Origin of the sequence: Lactobacillus bombicola, from assembly GCF_900112665.1 — a bacterium.
GTDB classification, from domain to species: domain Bacteria; phylum Bacillota; class Bacilli; order Lactobacillales; family Lactobacillaceae; genus Lactobacillus; species Lactobacillus bombicola.
Genome location: NZ_FOMN01000004.1, coordinates 168,953 through 189,680 on the forward strand (window position 1 = coordinate 168,953; position 20,728 = coordinate 189,680).

Below are 20,728 nucleotides of genomic sequence, written 5' to 3' on the forward strand. Positions count from 1 at the left end.
ATGGGCAAGTTTACAGTTTTAGATCATCCGTTAATTCAACACAAGTTGACGATTATCAGGCGTAAGGAAACAAGTTCAAACGAATTTAGACGCATTGTTGGTGAAATCGGTGGCCTTATGACCTATGAAATCACCCGCGACTTACCTTTGAAAGATGTCGAAATTGAAACCCCAATGGGTAAGACAACGCAAAAGGAAATCGCCGGGAAAAAATTAACTATCGTACCAATTTTGCGTGCTGGAATTGGGATGCTTAACGGTGTCTTAGATATGATTCCGTCAGCTAAAGTAGGTGTCATTGGGATGTTTCGCGATGAAGAAACCTTAGAACCCCATGAATACTTTTGCAAAATGCCTAATGATGTTGCAGAACGCGAGTGCTTAGTAGTGGATCCTATGCTAGCAACTGGTGGCTCTGCCAATATGGCAATTGCAGCCTTGAAAAAACGCGGCGTTAAGGATATTAAACTAGCGGTGTTAGTTGCTGCACCTGATGGTGTCAAAGCTATTCAAGCTGAACATCCAGATGTCGACATTTATGCCGCCGCCGAAGATGATGATTTATTGGACAATGGCTACATTTTTCCTGGTTTAGGGGATGCGGGCGATCGGTTATTTGGCACTAAGTAGAAGTTTTAAACAAATATTTATAGAATTCGCTTACATAGTTACACAAATTTATTGAAAGTGTTAATATTGTATGAGTGTTCGATAAACTGGACACCAGAAGGGAGGTCACGAAGTAATGGAGCAACCATTTGTATTTAACTTCTTGGGTTTAAACTTTGATCTTGCGGGAATGATTGGTTCAACACTGATGGCAGCTGTAATCCTATTTGTTTGTATCTGGCTTTCACGCAAGGTTGAAATGAAACCAAATAAAAAGCAGAATGTTCTTGAATATTTACTTGACTTTACTGATAACATTGTCAAGGATAACGTTAGCGATCCTGATGCCCAAAAGCATTTATCGCTTTACGCTTTTGTTTTGTTTCTCTTTATCTGGTTTATGAATCAATTGGGTTTGTTTATGGAAATAAAAGTTGGTGATTTTATGTTTGTGAAATCACCAACCGCAGATCCTGTAACGACAATGTCATTTGCGATGATGACCTTGCTTTTATCATTTACATTTGGCATACAAAAATTTGGTACCGGTGGTTACTGGCGTAATTACGCCGAACCAGTTAGTTTCTTATTTCCAATCAATATGATTGAAGAAGTAACTAACTTCCTAACGCTATCATTACGTTTGTATGGTAATATTTATGCAGGTGAAGTTTTATTAACATTGATTGGTAATCGTCTAGCACCGAGCTTCGGGATTACTACGATGGTTTTAGCAGCTCCACTCGCCATGATTTGGCAAGGTTTCTCTGTCTTCATTGGCTCTATTCAGGCATATGTTTTTGTAACGCTATCGATGGTTTACGTTGGTAAAAAGGTTACAAAAGAATAATTTTTTGGAGGTTTAAATATGTCACAAGCTTTTAAATATATTTCTGCAGCACTTGCAGCTGGTCTTGCTGCTTTAGCTGCTTCTTGGGGTAACGGTAAGGTTATTACTAAAACAATTGAAAGTATGGCTCGTCAACCTGAAAGTGCTGGCAATTTGAGATCAACGATGTTTATTGGTGTTGGTTTGATCGAAGCCGTTCCTATTTTAGCGATTGTTGTTGCCTTTTTAATTCTTTTCCTTTAATTTTTTATTTGAAAGAATTTAGGCTAAAAAGATAAGAAGGGCAGTAAATGACATTTCAAACTTTATTTGCAGCCTCAGCGAATCATATATATATCGGCAATACGCTATGGTATTTAATTGTATTCGTAATTTTGCTTCTTTTGGTAAAACATTATGCTTGGGGACCAGTTTCCGACATGATGGAAAAAAGACGGCAAAAAGTGATCAATGATTTGGATGTGGCTGCTGACAATCGTAAAAAGGCTGAAGTATTGGCTAATGAGCGCGAAGCTGCCTTGAAAAATTCAAGACAAGAGGCAACACAAATTATTTCTGAAGCAAAAGTAAGTGCTCAGAAAACGAGTAGCCAGATTGTAGCTGATGCTAACAAAAATGCCACTTCAATTCATGAAAAGGCAAAAGCTGATGCTGCTCAAGCAAAAGCTGATGCTTTAGATGAAGCGCGTTCACAAGTTGCTGATCTTTCAGTTGCAATTGCAGAAAAAGTAATTGCCAAAAATTTATCAGCGACTGATCAAAAAGATCTAGTCGATCAGTTTATTAAGGGGCTGAATAAATAATGGCCTTAAGTAAAGAAGAGATTGCTGCACGATATGGTACTGCACTGTTTGATTATGCGCAGGACATGCATGCTGAGGATACTGTTCACGAGGATTTAGTAGAACTGCTAAAAGCTATTTCTACTTATCCGCAAATCTTAAAAGTTTTTAGTGATCCAATTTTTAATAGTGATGAAAAAAGAGCTTCTCTTGCGATAATTACCAAAGGCTTATCTCAAGAGGTGCGTACTTTTTTGAAATTATTGTTGGAATATAACCATTTTTTAGAGTTGCCTGATATTATCATGTACTATAATGATTTGTACAATAAGGATAAGCAGGTGACTAGGGGACTTGCAATTACTGCAGTCAAATTGACTAGGCAACAACTTAAGCAGTTGGGTGATAGTTATGCCCAAAAATATGGTTTTAGTAATGTTGAACTTGAAAATCAAGTTGATGAAAGCATTATTGGCGGCGTAATTTTAAAAGTTGGCGATTATGTGATTGATGGTTCAGTTAAAAATAAGCTTAAAAAGATTCGTGCGCAGTTAATTAACAAAGATTAAAAAGAGGTGAAACCATTGAGCATTAAAGCAGAAGAGATTAGCTCTTTGATCAAGCAACAGCTTGAACACTATGATGACAAACTCGACGTTAATGAAGTCGGTGTTGTAACATACATAGGTGATGGTATCGCCCGTGCTCACGGATTAAACAATGTTTTAGCGAATGAACTGTTAGAATTTGATAATGGTTCATATGGTATTGCTCAAAACCTTGAATCAAATGATGTTGGTATCATTATTTTGGGTAATTTTGATGATATTCGTGAAGGCGACCAAGTTAAGCGAACTGGGCAAATTATGCGTGTACCAGTTGGCGATGAATTAATTGGTCGCGTAGTTAACCCTTTGGGTCAACCAGTTGATGGGCTAGGCGATATTAAAACGACTAAGACTCGACCAATCGAGGATTCAGCACCAGGTGTTATGGAGCGCCAGTCTGTTAATCAGCCGTTACAGACTGGAATCAAAGCGATTGACGCCTTGGTGCCAATCGGTCGTGGTCAGCGTGAGTTGATTATTGGTGACCGTAAAACTGGTAAAACTAGTTTGGCTGTTGATGCAATTTTGAATCAAAAAGGTCAAGATGTAATTTGTATTTATGTCTTTATAGGTCAAAAAGAATCAACAGTTAGAACTCAGGTTGAAACATTAAAACGTTTTGGCGCAATGGATTATACAATTGTGGTTGAAGCGGGACCAAGTGAACCAGCACCAATGCTTTATATTGCACCTTATGCTGGTACTGCGATGGGTGAAGAGTTTATGTATAATGGTAAGGATGTTTTGGTAGTATTTGATGACTTATCTAAGCAGGCTGTGGCTTACCGTGAACTTTCTTTATTACTTCGTCGTCCGCCTGGTCGTGAAGCATATCCTGGTGATGTTTTCTATCTTCATTCACGTTTATTAGAGCGTAGTGCTAAATTGAGTGATAAACTTGGTGGCGGTTCAATGACTGCGTTACCATTTATTCAAACGGAAGCTGGAGACATTTCAGCATATATTCCAACTAATGTAATTTCAATTACTGATGGACAAATTTTCTTACAAAGTGATTTGTTCTTTGCAGGAACTAGACCAGCGATTGATGCGGGTAATTCTGTTTCCCGTGTTGGTGGTAGTGCACAGATTAAAGCCATGAAAAAAGTTGCAGGTACTTTGCGAACAGATCTAGCTGCTTTTCATGAATTAGAAAGTTTTGCTCAATTTGGTAGTGACTTAGATCAAGCAACGCAAGCTAAACTTAATCGTGGTCGGCGAATTGTAGAGGTTCTAAAACAGCCTTTACATGCCCCAATTCCAGTTGAAAAACAAGTTATCATTTTGTACGCTTTGACTCATGGTTATGTTGATGCAATTCCAGTTGAAGATATCGCTCGTTTTGAGAAGGAATTATACGATAACTTCGATAGTAGTCATGCGGATTTATTAGAACATATCCGTCAAACGGGTGAGTTGCCGGATGAAAATGAATTAAAAGATGCAATTGCAAAATTTGCTGATAGTTTTTCACCAAGTAACAAATAGGAGGTAGCTTATGCCTGCATCTTTACTTGAGTTGAAGAAAAAGATTGCTTCAGTTAAGCAAACTGGTAAAATTACCGAAGCGATGCGGATGGTTTCGGCGTCAAAATTAAATCAAACTGAAAAACGAGACGAAGGTTATACAGTATATAACAATCATATTAGACAAACTTTATCTCGTTTGATGAGTGCAGAGGTTATTAACCACTTGCATAAAGAAAATTTAGTTGTTGATGAAGATAGCATTAGTAAAATCGATTATGAAAATGTTTTTGGCTTAGGTATTGTTTCAAACCTAGTGCAGTCGCGCAAAGAAATTAAATCAACCGGATATTTAGTTATTACTGGTGATCGCGGGCTAGTTGGTTCTTATAATAGCGCCGTCATTAAAAATATGATGGGTTTAGTGCAAGATGCTAAAGCTGAACATAAGGATATTAAAATTTTGGCAATTGGTTCCGTCGGTGCAGAATTTTTTAAGAAAAACAATTTAAATGTTGTTTATGAAAATAATGCGATTTCGGATGTGCCAACTTTTGAAGAAATTTTACCAATTGTTTCAACCGCAATAAAAATGTATTTAAATGGCGTATATGACGAATTGTACGTGTGTTATACGCATCATGTTAATACTTTATCATCAGCGTTTAGAGTTGAAAAAATGATGCCAATCAATAATCTTGATATTGGTGTTAAAGAAGCTGAAGCACATAAGGATTTAGAATATGATATCGAACCTGATGTCAACACTGTTTTAACTACTTTAATTCCGCAATTTATTCGTTCTGGAATTTATGGCGCGATTTTGGATGCCAAGACTGCTGAACATGCAAGTTCAATGACCGCCATGCAAAGTGCAACGGACAATGTTGATGAATTAGTTTCGAGTTTAACTACTAAATTAAATCGTGCAAGACAAGCAGAAATTACTACTGAAATTACCGAAATTGTCAGTGGTGCTAATGCTTTGAAATAATATGAGAAAAGGAGGTAGATGTTTTGAGTGAAGGTGAAGTTGTTCAAGTAATCGGCCCAGTGGTCGATGTTAAATTTCCACTTGATAAAAACCTACCTGATATTGACAATGCTTTGCGCGTAATTAAATCTGAGGATGAGACAATTATCCTTGAAGTTACGCTAGAGCTTGGTGATGGTGTCCTAAGAACTATTGCAATGGAATCCACTAATGGATTAATGCGTGGAATGAAGGTTGAAGATACTGGTAAACCTATTTCCGTGCCTGTTGGTAATGATACATTGGGGCGCGTTTTCAATGTTTTAGGGCAACCAATTGATGATGGTCCTAAATTTGATAAAGATCACGCCCGCGAAAGTATCCATAAAAATGCACCAAAATATGATGAACTAACCACTAGTCAAGAAATACTTGAAACTGGTATTAAAGTTATTGACTTGCTCGAGCCATATGTTCGAGGAGGTAAGGTCGGTCTGTTTGGTGGGGCTGGTGTTGGTAAGACAACCATTATTCAAGAATTAATTCATAACATTGCTCAAGAACATGGTGGTATTTCTGTTTTCACTGGTGTTGGAGAAAGAACTCGTGAAGGTAATGACCTTTACTTTGAAATGAAAGCATCTGGTGTTTTAAGTAAGACAGCAATGGTCTTTGGGCAAATGAATGAGCCGCCTGGTGCCAGAATGCGAGTAGCTTTAACTGGCTTGACTTTAGCTGAGTATTTCCGTGATGTTGAAGGACAAGATGTCTTGCTGTTCATTGATAACATCTTTAGATTTACCCAAGCAGGTTCTGAAGTTTCTGCTTTGCTTGGTAGAATGCCGAGTGCTGTTGGTTATCAGCCAACTTTAGCCACAGAAATGGGCCAATTGCAAGAAAGAATCACTTCAACCAAGAAGGGTTCAATTACTTCAATTCAAGCCGTTTATGTGCCAGCTGATGACTATACTGATCCTGCCCCAGCTACTACTTTTGCCCATCTAGATGCTACAACTAACTTGGAGCGTAGCTTGGTTGAACAGGGTATTTATCCAGCAGTTGATCCTTTAGAGTCAACTTCAAGTGCTTTGGATCCAGAAGTTGTCGGTGCTGATCACTATGAAACTGCTACACGGGTGCAACATATTTTGCAAAGATACCATGAATTGCAGGATATTATTTCTGTGTTAGGTATGGATGAATTATCAGATGAGGAAAAGGTAATCGTTAGTCGTGCCAGAAAGATTCAATTTTTCTTATCTCAAAACTTCTTTGTAGCAGAGCAATTCACTGGCGTTCCTGGTTCTTATGTGCCAATTAAGGAAACAATTAAGGGCTTTAAGATGATTCTGGATGGTCATTTAGATGATTTACCAGAAGATGCTTTTCGTAGTGTTGGTCCAATCGAAGATGTTTTGAAAAAAGCACAAAAGATGGGCGTAACAGCTAGTGATCCAGAAGCTAAAGCATTGTTAGAAAAGTAGGGTGATGTCCAATGGCAGATCCAGAAAAACTTTTTATCGTTAATGTTGTAACTCCTGATGGTTTGATTTTTTCACATCATTGTAGCCTTGTTGAAATGCGCGCAATTGATGGTCAACGTTCAATTATGTATAATCACTTACCGATTTTGACCCCGCTAACAATTGGTGAAATTAGGGTCAAACGTGGTCGTGAGATGAATGAGACCGTAAATCATATTGCCATCAGTGGTGGTTACTTTGAATTTTCTAATAATGTTGCTACAATTATTGCAGATAGTGCAGAACGCTCGACTAGAATTAATCTTTCCCGAGCAGAAGCCGCAAAGAAACGTGCCCAAAGTGAACTGAAAAAGGCCAAATCTATGCATGACCAACGTTCTATTGAACGAGCACAGGTTGCATTAAGAAGAGCCGTTAATAGAATTAGTGTTTATAATTCAGATAATTAAGATAGTTTTAAACGGATGCACAATGGTGTATCCGTTTTTACTTAGTTAAAGTAAAGTGAGAAATAAAATGTTCCAACTTGGCGTTCATGCTTTAATCAGTATTGTGATTTACTTAATTACAATTGCTTTATCTTTTCAAATTATGAAAAGTGTACAAATTGAAAAAATTATTCGAAAAAATAAAGTCTTTGAAGCCCAGCTTTTAATGGTTTTTGCTGCAATTGCAATGGGTTTTTTAGTAGGAAATTTCCTAATTACGTTAATTGATACTTCGTTACAATTAAGTAATTTCTTTTAAAACTTACTTAAGTAAATGAAGTCAACGGCAAACTTACCATCTTTATGGTAAAATATACAATGAATATTTATGGAGGGTTATCGTGGCACGAGATATAGGAATTGATTTAGGGACAGCGAATGTACTGATTAATGTTTCAGGCAAAGGAATTGTTTTAAATGAGCCATCAGTTGTTGCTGTCAATACAAGTACAAATAAAGTTGTAGCAGTTGGGACTGAAGCATATAAAATGGTTGGTCGTACACCTGGTAATATACGAGTTATTCGTCCCTTAAAAAATGGTGTAATTGCTGATTTTGACATAACTGAAGCGATGCTTTCTTATTTTATTGAAAAACTAAATGTTAAAGGCTTTATGTCTAAGCCTAATATACTAGTTTGTGCCCCAACTGGTGTGACTTCAATTGAGCAAAAGGCGATTATTCAAGCTGCAGAAAAATCTGGTGGTGGTAAGGTATATTTAGACTTTGAACCCAAAGTAGCTGCTGTCGGTGCTGGACTTGATATTTTTAAGCCTCAAGGTAATATCGTAATTGATATTGGTGGTGGGACAACTGATATCGCAGTTTTATCTATGGGTGAAATTGTTACCAGTCAATCGCTGCGCTATGCCGGTGACCATATGAATCAAGCTGTTGTTGCTTATATCAAGAATAAGCACAACTTATTAATTGGTTCACGAACAGCTGAACAAATCAAAATTGAAATCGGTAGCGCCTTTGAACCTGATGAAGATGAGACCATCACAGTGCGGGGTCGCGATATGGTTGATGGTTTGCCAAAGCAGGTTACAGTTTCTGCAACTGAAATTCAAGAAGCTTTATCTGACGGGTTAATGACGATTGTTGCGGCTACAAAAGAAGTTTTAGAAAATACTCCGCCAGAATTGTCAGCTGATGTCATTGATCGCGGCATTATGTTAACTGGAGGAGGCGCCTTATTAAAGAATCTTGACAAATTAATTTCTTATTACTTGAAGGTTCCAGTTTTAACAGCAGATCATCCCTTGGAAGCAGTCGCTTTAGGTACAGGTATTTTACTTAAAAATATTGAAAAACATCAACGATAATAATTTAGTAGGAGGCTGGTTTGCGTAAATTTTTAATTTTTTTAGTAAGATTTTATCAAAGGATTATTTCTCCCGCATTGCCTCAAAGTTGTCGCTACTATCCGACTTGTTCAACTTATATGATTGATGCTTTAACTAAATTTGGTTTAATTAAAGGTTTGATTATGGGCACTTGTCGCATATTACGTTGTAACCCATTTGTGCGTGGTGGGGTCGATCCAGTTGCGGATAAATTTACTATTTTTCGTAATCCTCACCCAGAAAAGTATGAAGATGAAATTATTGCTAAAAAGTTTCATCCTTCTGTAAAGTAGGAGTTATTATGTCAAGAAAACCCGAAAATATTAATGTAGAGATTAATGAAGTCAAGAATAGGGAAAATCCGACTTGGGAAGTGGTTATCCCCCATAAAAAAACGATCGGTCTAATCGAAAAATTGTCTGGTCGCTACCGAGCAACTTCAACTAAGAATAGTAGTATTTTATATGCTAAGAGTTTAGAGAGTAGTATCAATGACTTGCTTTCATACTATGTCTTACATGAAAAATAATAGGCAGTGATAATTAAATGGTAAAAGTTGAAAATAAAACAAACTTATTTAATCGAATTGCATGGAATATTGTCATCCCTGTTTTATTGCTAGCGGCAGTTGGTTTATATTCAATTTATTTTGCCGCCATTGATGATCCGAGTCATATGGGTAGTCCGCTAAAAGCCGTTTTAATGCAAGGACTGTGGTATATCATTTCGGTAGTAATTGTTTTATTCGTAATTCAATTTGATGCCGATCAGTTATTCCGCATTGCGCCTTATGTCTATGGCTTTGGGATTGTCCTTTTGATTGCAGTTTTATTCTTTTATAATCGGAGTATTGCCGCTGATGCAGGAGCAAAAAGTTGGTTTAAATTGGGTCCAATTTCCTTTCAACCCTCTGAAGTCATGAAACCGGCCTTCATCTTAATGTTGGCTCGAGTAGTTCATCAGCACAACCAGAAATTCGAACATACAATTAGAAATGATTGGAACTTAATTGGCAAAATTATTGCTTGGTTGATTCCCATTGCAATTCTATTAAAACTACAGAATGATTTTGGGACCATGCTAGTTTTTGTTGCAATTACTGGCGGGGTAATTTTAGTTTCTGGTATTTCTTGGAAAATTATTACTCCAATGTTTATTGCTGTCGCAATTCTCGGAATAACCGTCATTATCATGGTTACTACACCACAAGGTCAAGTTCTCTTAAGTCATTTTTTCCAACCATATCAGTTTAAGCGTATTATGTCTTGGCTTAACCCCTCATCTGACACTTCCAAAGATGCCTATCAGTTGTGGTTAAGTATGCAAGCAATTGGCTCTGGGCAAATATTTGGTAATGGCTTTGGCAAATTAAGTGTTTATGTTCCAGTTCGGGGCTCAGATATGGTCTATTCCGTAATTGGCGAGTCGTTTGGCTTTGTCGGTAGTGTTGCAGTTATTTTGTTATATTTATATTTAATTGTCCAGATGGTTCGAATTACCTTTGATACTAAGAATGCTTTTTATTCTTATGTTTCAACTGGCGTAATCATGATGATTTTGTTTCATGTATTCGAAAATATTGGCATGAGTATTGATTTATTGCCGTTAACGGGGATTCCGCTCCCCTTTATTTCACAAGGTGGTTCAGCCCTAATTGGTAACATGGTCGGTGTTGGCATGATTCTATCGATGAAATTCCATAATAAAGATTACATGTTTAGTAAAGCCGGCGACTTTTAGAATTTAATTTAAATAATAAAAAAGCATTTCAATCTTGAAATGCTTTTTTATTATTTAGATTCTTGTTGGTCTAGTTGAACGACAAACTAATACATCACAAGGGGCAGTCCTAGTGACATAATCGGTTACACTACCAATTAACATGCGCTCGACTGCATTTAAACCAGTTGAACCAAGAATAATTAAATCAATCTGGTGCTCTTTGGGGAATTGCTGGGCAATAATTGCCTTGGGAGAACCAAATTCAATGGAAAAATGAACTTCCTTGATTCCCGCATTTTGCGCTACTTCATAATACTTTTCCAATTTTTCTTTTGCATCGTTAGCAACTTGTTCGACCATATCAGAGTCAAAACTTGAAACATTTTGAAATGACTTTGTATCAATGACATGGAGAATTTCTAAAGTGGCATTATTACGCTGAGCCACTTCAATTGCTTTCTGAAAAGCTAATTCTGCTTCCTTGGAGCCATCAACAGCAACTTGTATTTGATGATATTGTTTCATAATTAATACCTCGCTTACTTTTATTCTACCAAATTTTTACCTGAATTATTCGTTCTTTTGATTAATTAAGAGGCTAAAAATTAAAATAGTAAAACAACTTAGAAAAATTGTAATTAAATTATAGTATTTGTTGGTAAATAGCAATAGTAAAACAAAGCCAAGTAGGCTTTCAAGAAAGAGCAGAATAGCGGTACAGGTCATGATTGTCTGAAAGTTAGTATTGGTTTGGTTATTAAATATTAAAAAGTGATCCTTGCGTTTTTGCCAAAGATAATAAGCAGTTAGCAAAAGCAAGCAGAGGTAAACCAAAACGACAATTTTTAAAATCATAAAAATCTCCATTAAAAAAGCGGTCCTCGTGACCGCTTCTATTATTTTCTAAAAAATCTAAGTTGAATTAACAGTGCAAAACAGTGCTGTTGAACCCGCAGTGTTCAAATAAATGAGTAGTATCGCAACGAATATGGATCCTATGCAAAATGGGTGATAGTGTTCCGATCCGACAGTTATTTACAGACTCGCACGTTTTTAGTTTGACCGGTCAACTTATACAATTAAGCTTGTTAATCAACTTAGACCATAGTTATACTATCTAATCAATTTTAGTTTGTCAAGAATAAATTCTAAATGACAAGTAAACACACAAAGTAACTAGGCATAATTTAAAAAAATACTTAACCAAAATTTTTTAAACTAAATTTAGATATTTTTCTTATATTTAAATAAAAATATTTTAAATGTGTTTGTATATAAAATTAAGCCCAAAAATTTATAATATAGATTTATTGTTAATTTTACCATAAATGTTATTTAAATTTCGAATAAAAAACCTTATTTAACAAGATAATAATACTAAAATTAATTCTTTTATTTCAAGACTAATAAAAATTAGAAAAATAGTTATTTATAATTGCTGATTAATTTCGGATTTTATATTGCTAATTTTGCATTGAACGTCTAAAATAATTCATGTATAGGTTTGGAAAATAGGAAAGGATATTTTAATGTTAGGTAAAAATAATTATAATGAACGTCTAAAGAGAATGGAAATGCAAGCAAAGCGAGATCGATTCTCAATTCGTAAATTAAGTATTGGAGCTGCCTCAGTATTCTTAGGCTTTACCTTTTTTGGTTTAAACAGTCAAGCAGTTAAAGCTAATTCTGTTATTCCAGAACAAAACGCTACAGAAGAGGCTAATCAGCAAGCAACAGATAATAACCAGAGCAATGCTACACCGCCAAGTCAAGCGGCAACAGCCTCAGCTACTAAGAATCAGGATTCAGCTACTAGTAATGCGCCAACCGCTACTAAGACTAATAGTAATCCTTTGTCCGAAAAGACGGATGATAGGCAAGCTAAGTTATCAACTTACACAGGACTGAGCACTTTTTTGAAGGATACAGATAAGGCAACTGCCCCAACTGCCCCTGCTCAGAATACAAAAGCAGATTCACATAAGGTTGACAATAGTAATAACGCTCAAGCAGAAGTAAATCCTAATGGTACTTCTGCTTCTATTAATACTGATAATAGCAAGCAGGCAATTACTGCAGGCAATAATGCCCAAGGGACAACTAATCCTACTGGGTCAATTAATGCCCCTGCTGGGAGTACTACAAACAATGGCGCTCCTCAAGCTGATGCTAATGGTAATCCTGATTTAACGGGAACAGCTAATAATGATCAACAGGCGAAGCTACCCGCTGATTCGGTTGCTGATGCTAATCAGGCTTCTAATTCAACTAAGGTGCCTAGTCCGGCTAAGCCTTTGACCCCAGCTGATCAAGATAAGGATATGACACCTAAAGTTGGGGTACAAGATACTAACAGTGGTAAAACAGAAGTACATAATTGGAAAGAATTTAAAAATGCAATAAGCGGCGATTATTCTGAAATCGATATCATGAATGATATTTCTTATGATGAAGCCCTAAGTATTAACTTTCCAACATTAAAGTCACGTAAGGTTGTAATTAAATCAGGTGGTGATGGGACAAAGAAGTATACTCTTCACTTAGGTGACGCTTCTCCTTATGCAACAAATGACAATTTAGACTTAACTTATAGTAATCTGAATATTATAGTCAATAATTATTATGGTGCAGTTGATACTGATTTAATTGGACTTAATCATAGAGCAAAGATAACTTTTGATAATATCACTTTTACAGGCTCACAATTCTCTCATGCTGTTAATAATACTGATATATATTTAACAGGCAATAATATTGCAGAAACTGTACCTACACCAATTTCTGGTAGTAATGGAACTGCTAATTGTTTTAACTATCAGCAATTATTTGAATTTATGGGAGATAATAATAGTATTAATTTCGTTAATGGTAAATTTACAGGAACTACTATTGGCGGAACTACGATTCAAATGAGTGGTAAGGGTAATAAAGTTAACATTGCTCAAGGTGCAGAAGTTACCCTTAATCCGGCTGGAAATGCTTATTTAGGTATTGTTGACCCTGGTGGTGCAGAAGGAACGGCGCAAATTTATGGTATATGGATGGGACCATCTGGAACAGGTAACCAGGTTAATGTTGATGGTAAATTGAATATTAACATCGGTCAAGATAATAGAAATGCCAAAACTTCCGCAAGTGCAATTTATATTGGTAATAAAGACTCAAGTTTTAATATTAATACCAATGGGTCAGTTGAAGTCAAAACCAACGGTAATATTAATAATAGTCAAGCCACTGAAAATTTAATTTATGATGGTGGTAATTTTAATATTGCCCCTAAAGGTTCATTAAAAATTACTGGTACCAACATGGGTAATTATTCAGGTACATTATTTTTGATTAGCGGTAGCGCCCAAGTTAACAATGGTACTTTTGAAATGGCCTTAACGGGTGACAGTTCAGGGCAAGGAGCAGGTACTGGAGCCATTACTCTAGTTGATGTTCAAGGTGGTGCACTTACTGTTAATAACCCCCAATCACTAATTTTAAATGCGAATTCTAACCATAATTCACGTACTGCAATAGTTGGAACCACTCCGATTACCTTAAATAATGTAAGTCAGATTTTGAATATTAATGGGAGCGATATAGTCCTGCCGCCTTTCCTTGAATTAGGGTTAAAAATAGACTCAATTACGTCAACAGGAATGAATTTAAAAGTTCCATCTCTAGTCTTGCTTAATGGAAAAAGAAAATTAACGAAAGAAACAATAAATAATCTCCAAGATCCTTACAAGGAGCTACTTGCCTCATTAATAACAGGGGGTGTAGTTAAGGAAGATATGACTTATGATGATATCTTTAAGAATATTATTATAGCTGCCTTCGGTGATAGGACCCTGCTTCCTACGGGGTATAACAATGTTCGCTTTAAGTCAGCTAATCCTGATGGTTTCTTAGATCTTGAGAGGGTAAATGTAGCTGTTAATGATGATGGAAGTCGAACTGTTACGGGTCATATCGTCAATTATACTGAAGAGAAAGATGGTCCTGGTAGTGATGGCATTTTTAGTAGAATTTTGCCAGGTGGGACCCATGCTTATATTAGCGCCAAGATTGGTACAACTGATATCGATAATGTGGAGTCTAAATCTAAACCTTACCCAGATACTAATATTGGATCTAGACCTATGCCGAATAAATTTGCGGCTCAAGCCGATGAAAACGGTAACTTCAGCTTTACAATTCCCGCTGATCAGGTCAATAAACTCGCTCCAAAAACAAGAATTGAATTAACCCCCCATGCTAACTTCATTGGTTATGATCCAAATAATAAAAATGACCATACTTATGATTTGTTGATTAAAGATATTAGTAATGTCAGAACAGATGCCGCCACGGCAATTAATGCTGCTATTAGAGCAGCTAAAAACCAAGTAGGCAATAATTCTAATTTAACAGGTCAAGCTAAAACAGATTTTGATGCTGCTATGGATAAATATGGCCAAGATGCAATTTCTCCTATTCCTGCTGGGCATGAGGGTACGTCGGTTTATGACCCAAGCGCTAAAGATGAAAAGACAATTAACAACCACCGCGATCGAGCTGTAAAAGGGGTCAATGATGCCTTGACTAATGCAATGAAGGCCATTGCCAAACAAGAAGTTGCTAATGCGGCTCAAGCTGCTAAAGATGCGTTTCCAAAAGATGCGTTCCCAGCAGAGAAAGACAAGATTGATGCAGCCATTGATGCAGCTTTTAATGATGAATCAGCCATTGATAATGTGCTTGGAGTTGATGCTAATAACAAAGTTGACGTTGTGCAAGGTAATATTAATAATGCTAAAAATAATTTAATAAATGCAGTCAATAATGCGGCTAAAACCTATACCAAAACCCAAATCAATAATAATATTCAAGCTACCAATAATCAGATCGATCAAATTGCTGAAGACCCTAATATAAGTCAAGCGGCTAAAGATGCGATTACTAAGCTTAAAGATCGGACCGAATTAAGTGATGCTGCTGCGATTGCTAAAGAGGGCGGTACGATTGATCAAGACACTAGTGTTGATGCTGTTAAAGGTCATTATGTTGATGCTAACGGTAAAATTAAAAATATTACTGATATAATTGATGCCATTAAAAAGGTGGAACAAGCTGCCCAAGACCAGATTACTCAACATCCAGAAGATAAAGGTGATATTCAAGGTAGTCTAGATGATATTATTAATAATATTATTAATGGTACTGATAAAGACGGTAGTAAAGGAACCGACACTATTAATGGTATTGTACTTAATCAGAATCGAACACAAGCCGCTAACGAAATTGATAAGGCTGCTGCGGCTGCAATTGAGCAAATTAATAAGTTAGGCCTAAGTGATGCCGACAAGCAAAATTATATTGATGCAATCAATGCGGCTAAGAATCTAGCCACTGCTAAACCGGATGATTCTAAGTTTGATAAGAATAAGTCTATTTATGGGCAAAATACCCAAACTGATATTGATCAGATTGTCACAGCAACAAAGAATACATTTAATAAAGAGGTTGCTAAAGCTGATTTGGCTAATACAGCTAAGTCTTATCTAGATAGTATTGGGTTAACTGCAGATGATAGTATTAGTAGTATCTTAACAAGTTGGCAAAAAGTAATTGATAATTCAACGCAGATTGAAGCTGATAAAAACACGGCAGAAAATCGGCTATTTGCTACTTTGCAAAAGGTGGCCAAAGAGCATCTTACTGCCTATGAAAGTGAAATTGAAAACAATATAAGACAGCTTGGTTTGTCAGCTAACGATGAAGCGACAGCGCTTGCCCAGGCTCGTGCTGTGATTGCCAAAGGGTCTGAGTATATTGCTGCGATTGATAGTGCTAAGAATAAAGAAGATGTAGGTAAGGCATATTATGCTGCTCGTGGAGCGTTAGGGGGAATTCTCGCACAAGCAACTACTACGGCTGCTAAGAGCGATGCCATTCGGCAAATCCAAGATAAACAAAAGGAAATCAGAGATAGTATTAATAACCAAAAGTATCCAAGTCTTTCGTCAGACGATATTGCTAAACTGCAAAAAGACGTGGATGATGCGGCTCAAGCTGGTATTGCGAAAATCACAAACGAGCGAGATAATAATCAAATTACAACCGATCTTAATGAAGCATTAAATAATATCGCTGGAGTTGCCGCTGACGCTGCTAGTTTAAATGATTTAATTGGTCAACGGAAAGATGCTATTGCAAAATTACAGCAAAAAGCGCAAGCAGCTAAAGCTCAAATTGATGCAAAGCCTGACACTGAATTATCGGCAACTGATAAAGCTAATTATAAGAATTTGATTGATCAACATGAAAAAGCTGGTGAAATTAGCATTAACGCTGCTGACAAGGATAATGTTGATAATGCTGAGAATCTGGCTGAGCAGCAGATTGATAAGGACTTAGCTGCAGTTGAACTTGATGCCGCCAAGTCTCGGGCAAGTAAAGCTGTTAACGATCAATATCAAACAGATTTAGCCAAAATTAAGGATTCTAGTTTAGACGGTACCACACAAACAGAGTACATTAACCAGTTAAATAAAATTCGAGATAATGGTTTGAGCCAAATTAATGGTGCTCAGAGTCTTGAGACGGTTAACCAGAATAAAGCTGTTACTATCAACGGAATGGATCAACTGGTAGCTGGAATTAAAAATAAGGAACTTGAACAGGCTAGGGATAAGGCAAGAGGCGATCTTGACGCAGCTGCTCAAGCAGTTCGGCAACATATTAAGCAAGATCCTAACTTATCGGATAATGAAAAGGATAAGTATTATCAGGATATTAATGCTACAGTCGCAGAGGCTAACCAAGCTATTACTAGTGCTACGGATAAGTCTGCAGTTGATACTGCTGTAAGAGTAGGTCAAGATAAATTAACACAAATTCAAGCTCAGGCTGATTTGCAGTCATCCAAAGAAGCTGCTCAGCATGACTTATTGGCAGAACAAAGTAAAGTTATTAACCAAATTAAGGATTTGAAGCATGTCAATAGTGATCGAAAGACTGAGTTAATTAATCAGGTTAAGGAGATTTACAATCGAGCCAAGCAAGAGATTGACGCCCAAGCCACGATTCAGCAAGTAGTGGGGTCTAGAGATCAAGGCATTGCTGACATGGATAAGGTTGTTACAGGTGCCCGTGAAGTTAATGAAACGATTAATGCTGACTTAGATAAGTTAGATGCTGCTGCCGAAAAAGCTATTGCTGAAATCAATAATTCAACGTTGTCTAAGGATGACAAAGATAAAGCACAAAAGAACATTGAGTCTGCCCGTGATTATGCTAAAGAGCAGGTCAAGAACTCTATTACTTCAGAAACTGCTAATAAAGCAGAAGCAGCTGGTGAAACTGAAATTAATCGGATCAAGAATGATGCTCTAAAACAAGACTTGGATGCTGCGAAAACTGCTGGTAAAGGGAAAGTTGACCAAGCTGCTGCAGACGCTATACAGCGGATTAAAGATCAATTCGATAAACTTACTGAAGCTGAAAAAACGCAAGTAGCAGATGCTAGAGATAAAGCACTTGAGACTATTAATGACGCTAAGACTGCTGCTGATCAGGCTATTGACCAGGCTACTTCTAAGACGGATATTAATAATTTAGTGACTGATGCAACTAATAAAATTAACCAAGCAGAAAGTGATTTCAACTTGGATATTATTAAGTTGCAAGCTAACAATGCAATTGACCAACATGCCAAAGATGCAAAAGAAGGGCTTGATTCAAGCAATCAAGACACTATTGACGCTATTAATAATATCGTCAACGAAGCTGAAAATAGCATTAATAAAAATACAGATGCTAATACCATTAGACTTATTAAAGAGGGTGCAATCAGTGCTATTGATAATATTAAGCAGCATCAAGAATTAAAAGATGCCAAAAATAAGGCAATTGCCGAGTTAGACAAGGCTTTGAATGGTGACGCGCAGGCTAAGCCACCTGTTATTGGGATTAAGAATAAAATTGAAGCCTTACCTGGGTTATCTCTTGAGCAAAAGAAACAGTTTAAACAACAGGCCCAAGATGCTCATGATCGAGCTGTTAATAATATTAATGGATCTGCTTCTCAAGCTGAAATTGATGCTAATAAAGTTACTGGATTAGCTGATATTGGTCAGGCCCTAACTGATGCAATTTTGCAAAATGCCAAGGAAAAAGCTTCTGAAGACTTAGATCATTATGCTACAGAAGCTAAAGGTAGTTATGCAGATTCTACTAACTTAGATGATAAGCAAAAGCAGGACTTAAATAAGCGGATTGAAGACGCCGTCAATAAGGCCAAAGCAGACCTAGGTAGCACAACTACAGATACCACTGCTAAGGTTGATAGTATTGTGTCTGCTGCTAAGGGAGTCATTGACGGAATCAAAACTGAAGCGCAAGTTAATGGCTTAACCCAAGGTAAGCAGAATGTTAAATCTAATTTAGAAGATGAAGCGGAAAAACTCAGACAAAGGGTGAAAGCTGACCTTAATAACCAGAGATTGGATACCACACAAGGTGATCAATTATTTAAGGAAATTGATACTGCTTTAGAAGCTGGCAAAAAAGCCATTGATGCTGTTACATCTGAAACAGATTTAGCTAAGGCTCAAGCTACTGGAATGGGTAAGCTTGGTGCTGTTGCTGCCCATATTATTTATGAAGAAACATTGACTGACGATTTGAAACAGATTGCCACTGCTGCTAAAAATGCTACAGATAGTATCCCCGGAATTCTTGAAGGACTTAATGTTAGCTCTGAAGAGAAAGCCAAACTAAAAGCTGAAATGGTTAAACAAATTGAAGCCGAAGTTGATAAGGCCAATACTGCTATTAAGAAGGCTAAAACTGATGCGCGCGACAATAATGACCAAGATCCAACTAAAGGAATGAACCAAGCAACAGAAAACGGAGTCAATACGCTTAAGAACTTAACTGATAGTTTTAAAAAGAAGATTGGTGTAATCCAAAAGTTGGTTGAATATGCTGATGGAATAAAAGATTACTTTAATGATGCTCCAAATTTAGTTGATAAGGATCGTACAAAGCTGCGTAGCGATGTTGACAATGCTAAGCAAGCCGGTATCAGTGATATCTTTGCAGTTTCTGACGGTACTAGCGCAAACCTTGAAGATGCATTGACTGCTGCTAAAACTAAGGTTAAGCAAGCTACGTATCCAACCCAACTTTTAGCAGAGAAGAATAAGCAACTTGCCGCCATTAAAGCCGCAGCACAAGTTGCTAAGAATTATATTGATAGTAAGAAAACTACAGAGGGTAATCCCAATGGCCTAGATCAAGATACTATTAATAATTTAAAAGGCCAAATTGAAGGTATTCTGGAAAATACTATAAATCGGATTAATAATGTTCAGATTAAAGATAATAATTTAGCTGCTGCTATATCTGAAGTTCAACAGAACGAATCCGGTCCAAAAAATGTGCCATTCAATTATGGAGAAAGTGGTTTTGAGGCAATTACAAAGTTAGCTGACCAAACAATCGCTGATATCAATAAAAAGATGAATGCGATTAGGGAACTAAGCCAATACAGAGACCAAAAAATTGTAAGCTTACCAAATATTCAAAATCGTCAAGACTATATTGATCAGATTAACCACGAATTTGAATCTGGAAAATCACTGATTAATGCTGTTTCAATTAAGGATGATGCTGGTAATTATGAAGATCCTAGTGACAGAATTAACGGAAAATTATCCAAATCTAAAACAAAGATGGATGCTATTGTTAACCAAGCTAACAGACAAGCTGCTAATAATAAAATTATTTCTGATTTACAAAATCACAAAAACACTGCGCAGGACATCATTAATAATTCACAATTGTCTCAAGACCAAAAGAATGAAGCCAATAAAGCGATTGATGAAGCCTTCAACAAGGCTAACGAACAAATCAGTGATATTAAAAATGGAACCGTAATTACCGATGACCAAATCACTGACTGGACAAACAGTATTAACGCCATTTTACAAAAGCAAGAATATTTACAAGCTGAAAAGGACAATGCTGTTAAAGGGTTTGAACAAGAAGTTACCGGTTTACAAACTGAACTGGACAATTTAGATGACGCACAAAAGGCAGCATATAAGGATGATGTTGCTAAGATAAATGGAGCAATCAATGCGATTAATAACCCAGCAAAAGGTAAAGATACGATTAAAGATGCCACTGCTGAATATGTCAAAGGTCTGATTGCATTAAACAAGTTAAAGGCGAAGATTAACCTTGATCAAGCGGCAGCAGCAGCTAAAGAGAAGGCGCCAAATGGTGGAAAAGATATAGACGATGCAACCAATAAAGCCAAAGATAAGATTGATGGCCTCCCTAATGATGTTTCTCCTACTGATAAAGTGGACAAGATAATTAATGATATTAATGCCGCTGAACAGGCCGGTAAAAGCGA

Annotated in this window: 16 protein-coding genes; 15 read left to right on the forward strand and 1 reads right to left on the reverse strand. The window is 36.7% G+C overall.

All coding sequences use genetic code 11. The features are described from left to right. The 14 genes from upp to BM203_RS04970 all read left to right on the forward strand — a co-directional run bounded on the left by upp (position 1) and on the right by BM203_RS04970 (position 10,350). Positions 1–630, forward strand: coding sequence for a uracil phosphoribosyltransferase (gene upp / locus BM203_RS04905; RefSeq protein ID WP_090093217.1), 630 nt, complete (start codon positions 1–3; stop codon positions 628–630). 115 nt (positions 631–745) lie between these two features. Beyond that, positions 746–1,459 (forward strand): F0F1 ATP synthase subunit A, encoded by a 714-nt coding sequence (gene atpB, locus BM203_RS04910; RefSeq protein ID WP_090093218.1) that lies wholly within the window; start codon positions 746–748, stop codon positions 1,457–1,459. 18 nt (positions 1,460–1,477) lie between these two features. Beyond that, on the forward strand, positions 1,478–1,702 hold the full coding sequence (gene atpE, locus BM203_RS04915; protein WP_090093219.1) for a F0F1 ATP synthase subunit C: 225 nt from the start codon (positions 1,478–1,480) through the stop codon (positions 1,700–1,702). 47 nt (positions 1,703–1,749) lie between these two features. After that, positions 1,750–2,262 (forward strand): F0F1 ATP synthase subunit B, encoded by a 513-nt coding sequence (atpF, locus tag BM203_RS04920; RefSeq protein WP_090093220.1) that lies wholly within the window; start codon positions 1,750–1,752, stop codon positions 2,260–2,262. Then, positions 2,262–2,810, forward strand: a complete 549-nt coding sequence (gene atpH / locus BM203_RS04925; RefSeq protein WP_090093222.1) for an ATP synthase F1 subunit delta — start codon at positions 2,262–2,264, stop codon at positions 2,808–2,810. The genes atpF and atpH overlap by 1 nt, the downstream gene beginning before the upstream one ends. Before the next feature lie 15 nt (positions 2,811–2,825). Next, positions 2,826–4,337 carry a F0F1 ATP synthase subunit alpha gene (gene atpA / locus BM203_RS04930; RefSeq protein WP_090093224.1) on the forward strand — a complete coding sequence of 504 codons (1,512 nt, stop codon included), beginning with the start codon at positions 2,826–2,828 and terminating at the stop codon, positions 4,335–4,337. Positions 4,338–4,347: 10 nt separating this feature from the next. Continuing rightward, positions 4,348–5,310 carry a F0F1 ATP synthase subunit gamma gene (locus tag BM203_RS04935; protein ID WP_090093226.1) on the forward strand — a complete coding sequence of 321 codons (963 nt, stop codon included), beginning with the start codon at positions 4,348–4,350 and terminating at the stop codon, positions 5,308–5,310. Positions 5,311–5,333: 23 nt separating this feature from the next. Beyond that, positions 5,334–6,773, forward strand: coding sequence for a F0F1 ATP synthase subunit beta (gene atpD, locus BM203_RS04940; RefSeq protein ID WP_090093228.1), 1,440 nt, complete (start codon positions 5,334–5,336; stop codon positions 6,771–6,773). Between the two features lie 11 nt (positions 6,774–6,784). After that, the gene (locus BM203_RS04945) at positions 6,785–7,222 is read left to right on the forward strand and encodes a F0F1 ATP synthase subunit epsilon (RefSeq protein ID WP_090093230.1); all 438 of its coding nucleotides are present in this window, start codon (positions 6,785–6,787) and stop codon (positions 7,220–7,222) included. 67 nt (positions 7,223–7,289) lie between these two features. After that, complete coding sequence (locus BM203_RS04950; protein ID WP_090093232.1) at positions 7,290–7,520, forward strand: DUF1146 family protein; 231 nt, start codon at positions 7,290–7,292, stop codon at positions 7,518–7,520. Between the two features lie 82 nt (positions 7,521–7,602). Further along, complete coding sequence (gene mreB / locus BM203_RS04955) at positions 7,603–8,589, forward strand: rod shape-determining protein (RefSeq protein WP_090093233.1); 987 nt, start codon at positions 7,603–7,605, stop codon at positions 8,587–8,589. A gap of 20 nt (positions 8,590–8,609) precedes the next feature. Continuing rightward, positions 8,610–8,903, forward strand: coding sequence for a membrane protein insertion efficiency factor YidD (gene yidD / locus BM203_RS04960; protein WP_090093235.1), 294 nt, complete (start codon positions 8,610–8,612; stop codon positions 8,901–8,903). Between the two features lie 8 nt (positions 8,904–8,911). After that, positions 8,912–9,139 (forward strand): DUF2969 domain-containing protein, encoded by a 228-nt coding sequence (locus BM203_RS04965; protein ID WP_090093237.1) that lies wholly within the window; start codon positions 8,912–8,914, stop codon positions 9,137–9,139. Between the two features lie 17 nt (positions 9,140–9,156). Then, positions 9,157–10,350 (forward strand): FtsW/RodA/SpoVE family cell cycle protein, encoded by a 1,194-nt coding sequence (locus BM203_RS04970; protein WP_090093238.1) that lies wholly within the window; start codon positions 9,157–9,159, stop codon positions 10,348–10,350. Between the two features lie 54 nt (positions 10,351–10,404). On the opposite strand, the gene BM203_RS04975 is transcribed toward BM203_RS04970, so the two are convergent. Next, the gene (locus tag BM203_RS04975; protein WP_090093240.1) at positions 10,405–10,857 is read right to left on the reverse strand and encodes a universal stress protein; all 453 of its coding nucleotides are present in this window, start codon (positions 10,855–10,857) and stop codon (positions 10,405–10,407) included. 1,004 nt (positions 10,858–11,861) lie between these two features. On the opposite strand from BM203_RS04975, the gene BM203_RS04985 reads away from it, so the two are divergent. Beyond that, positions 11,862–20,728: DUF1542 domain-containing protein (locus BM203_RS04985; RefSeq protein WP_143453046.1), on the forward strand; the 8,867-nt coding region annotated here is incomplete at its 3' end.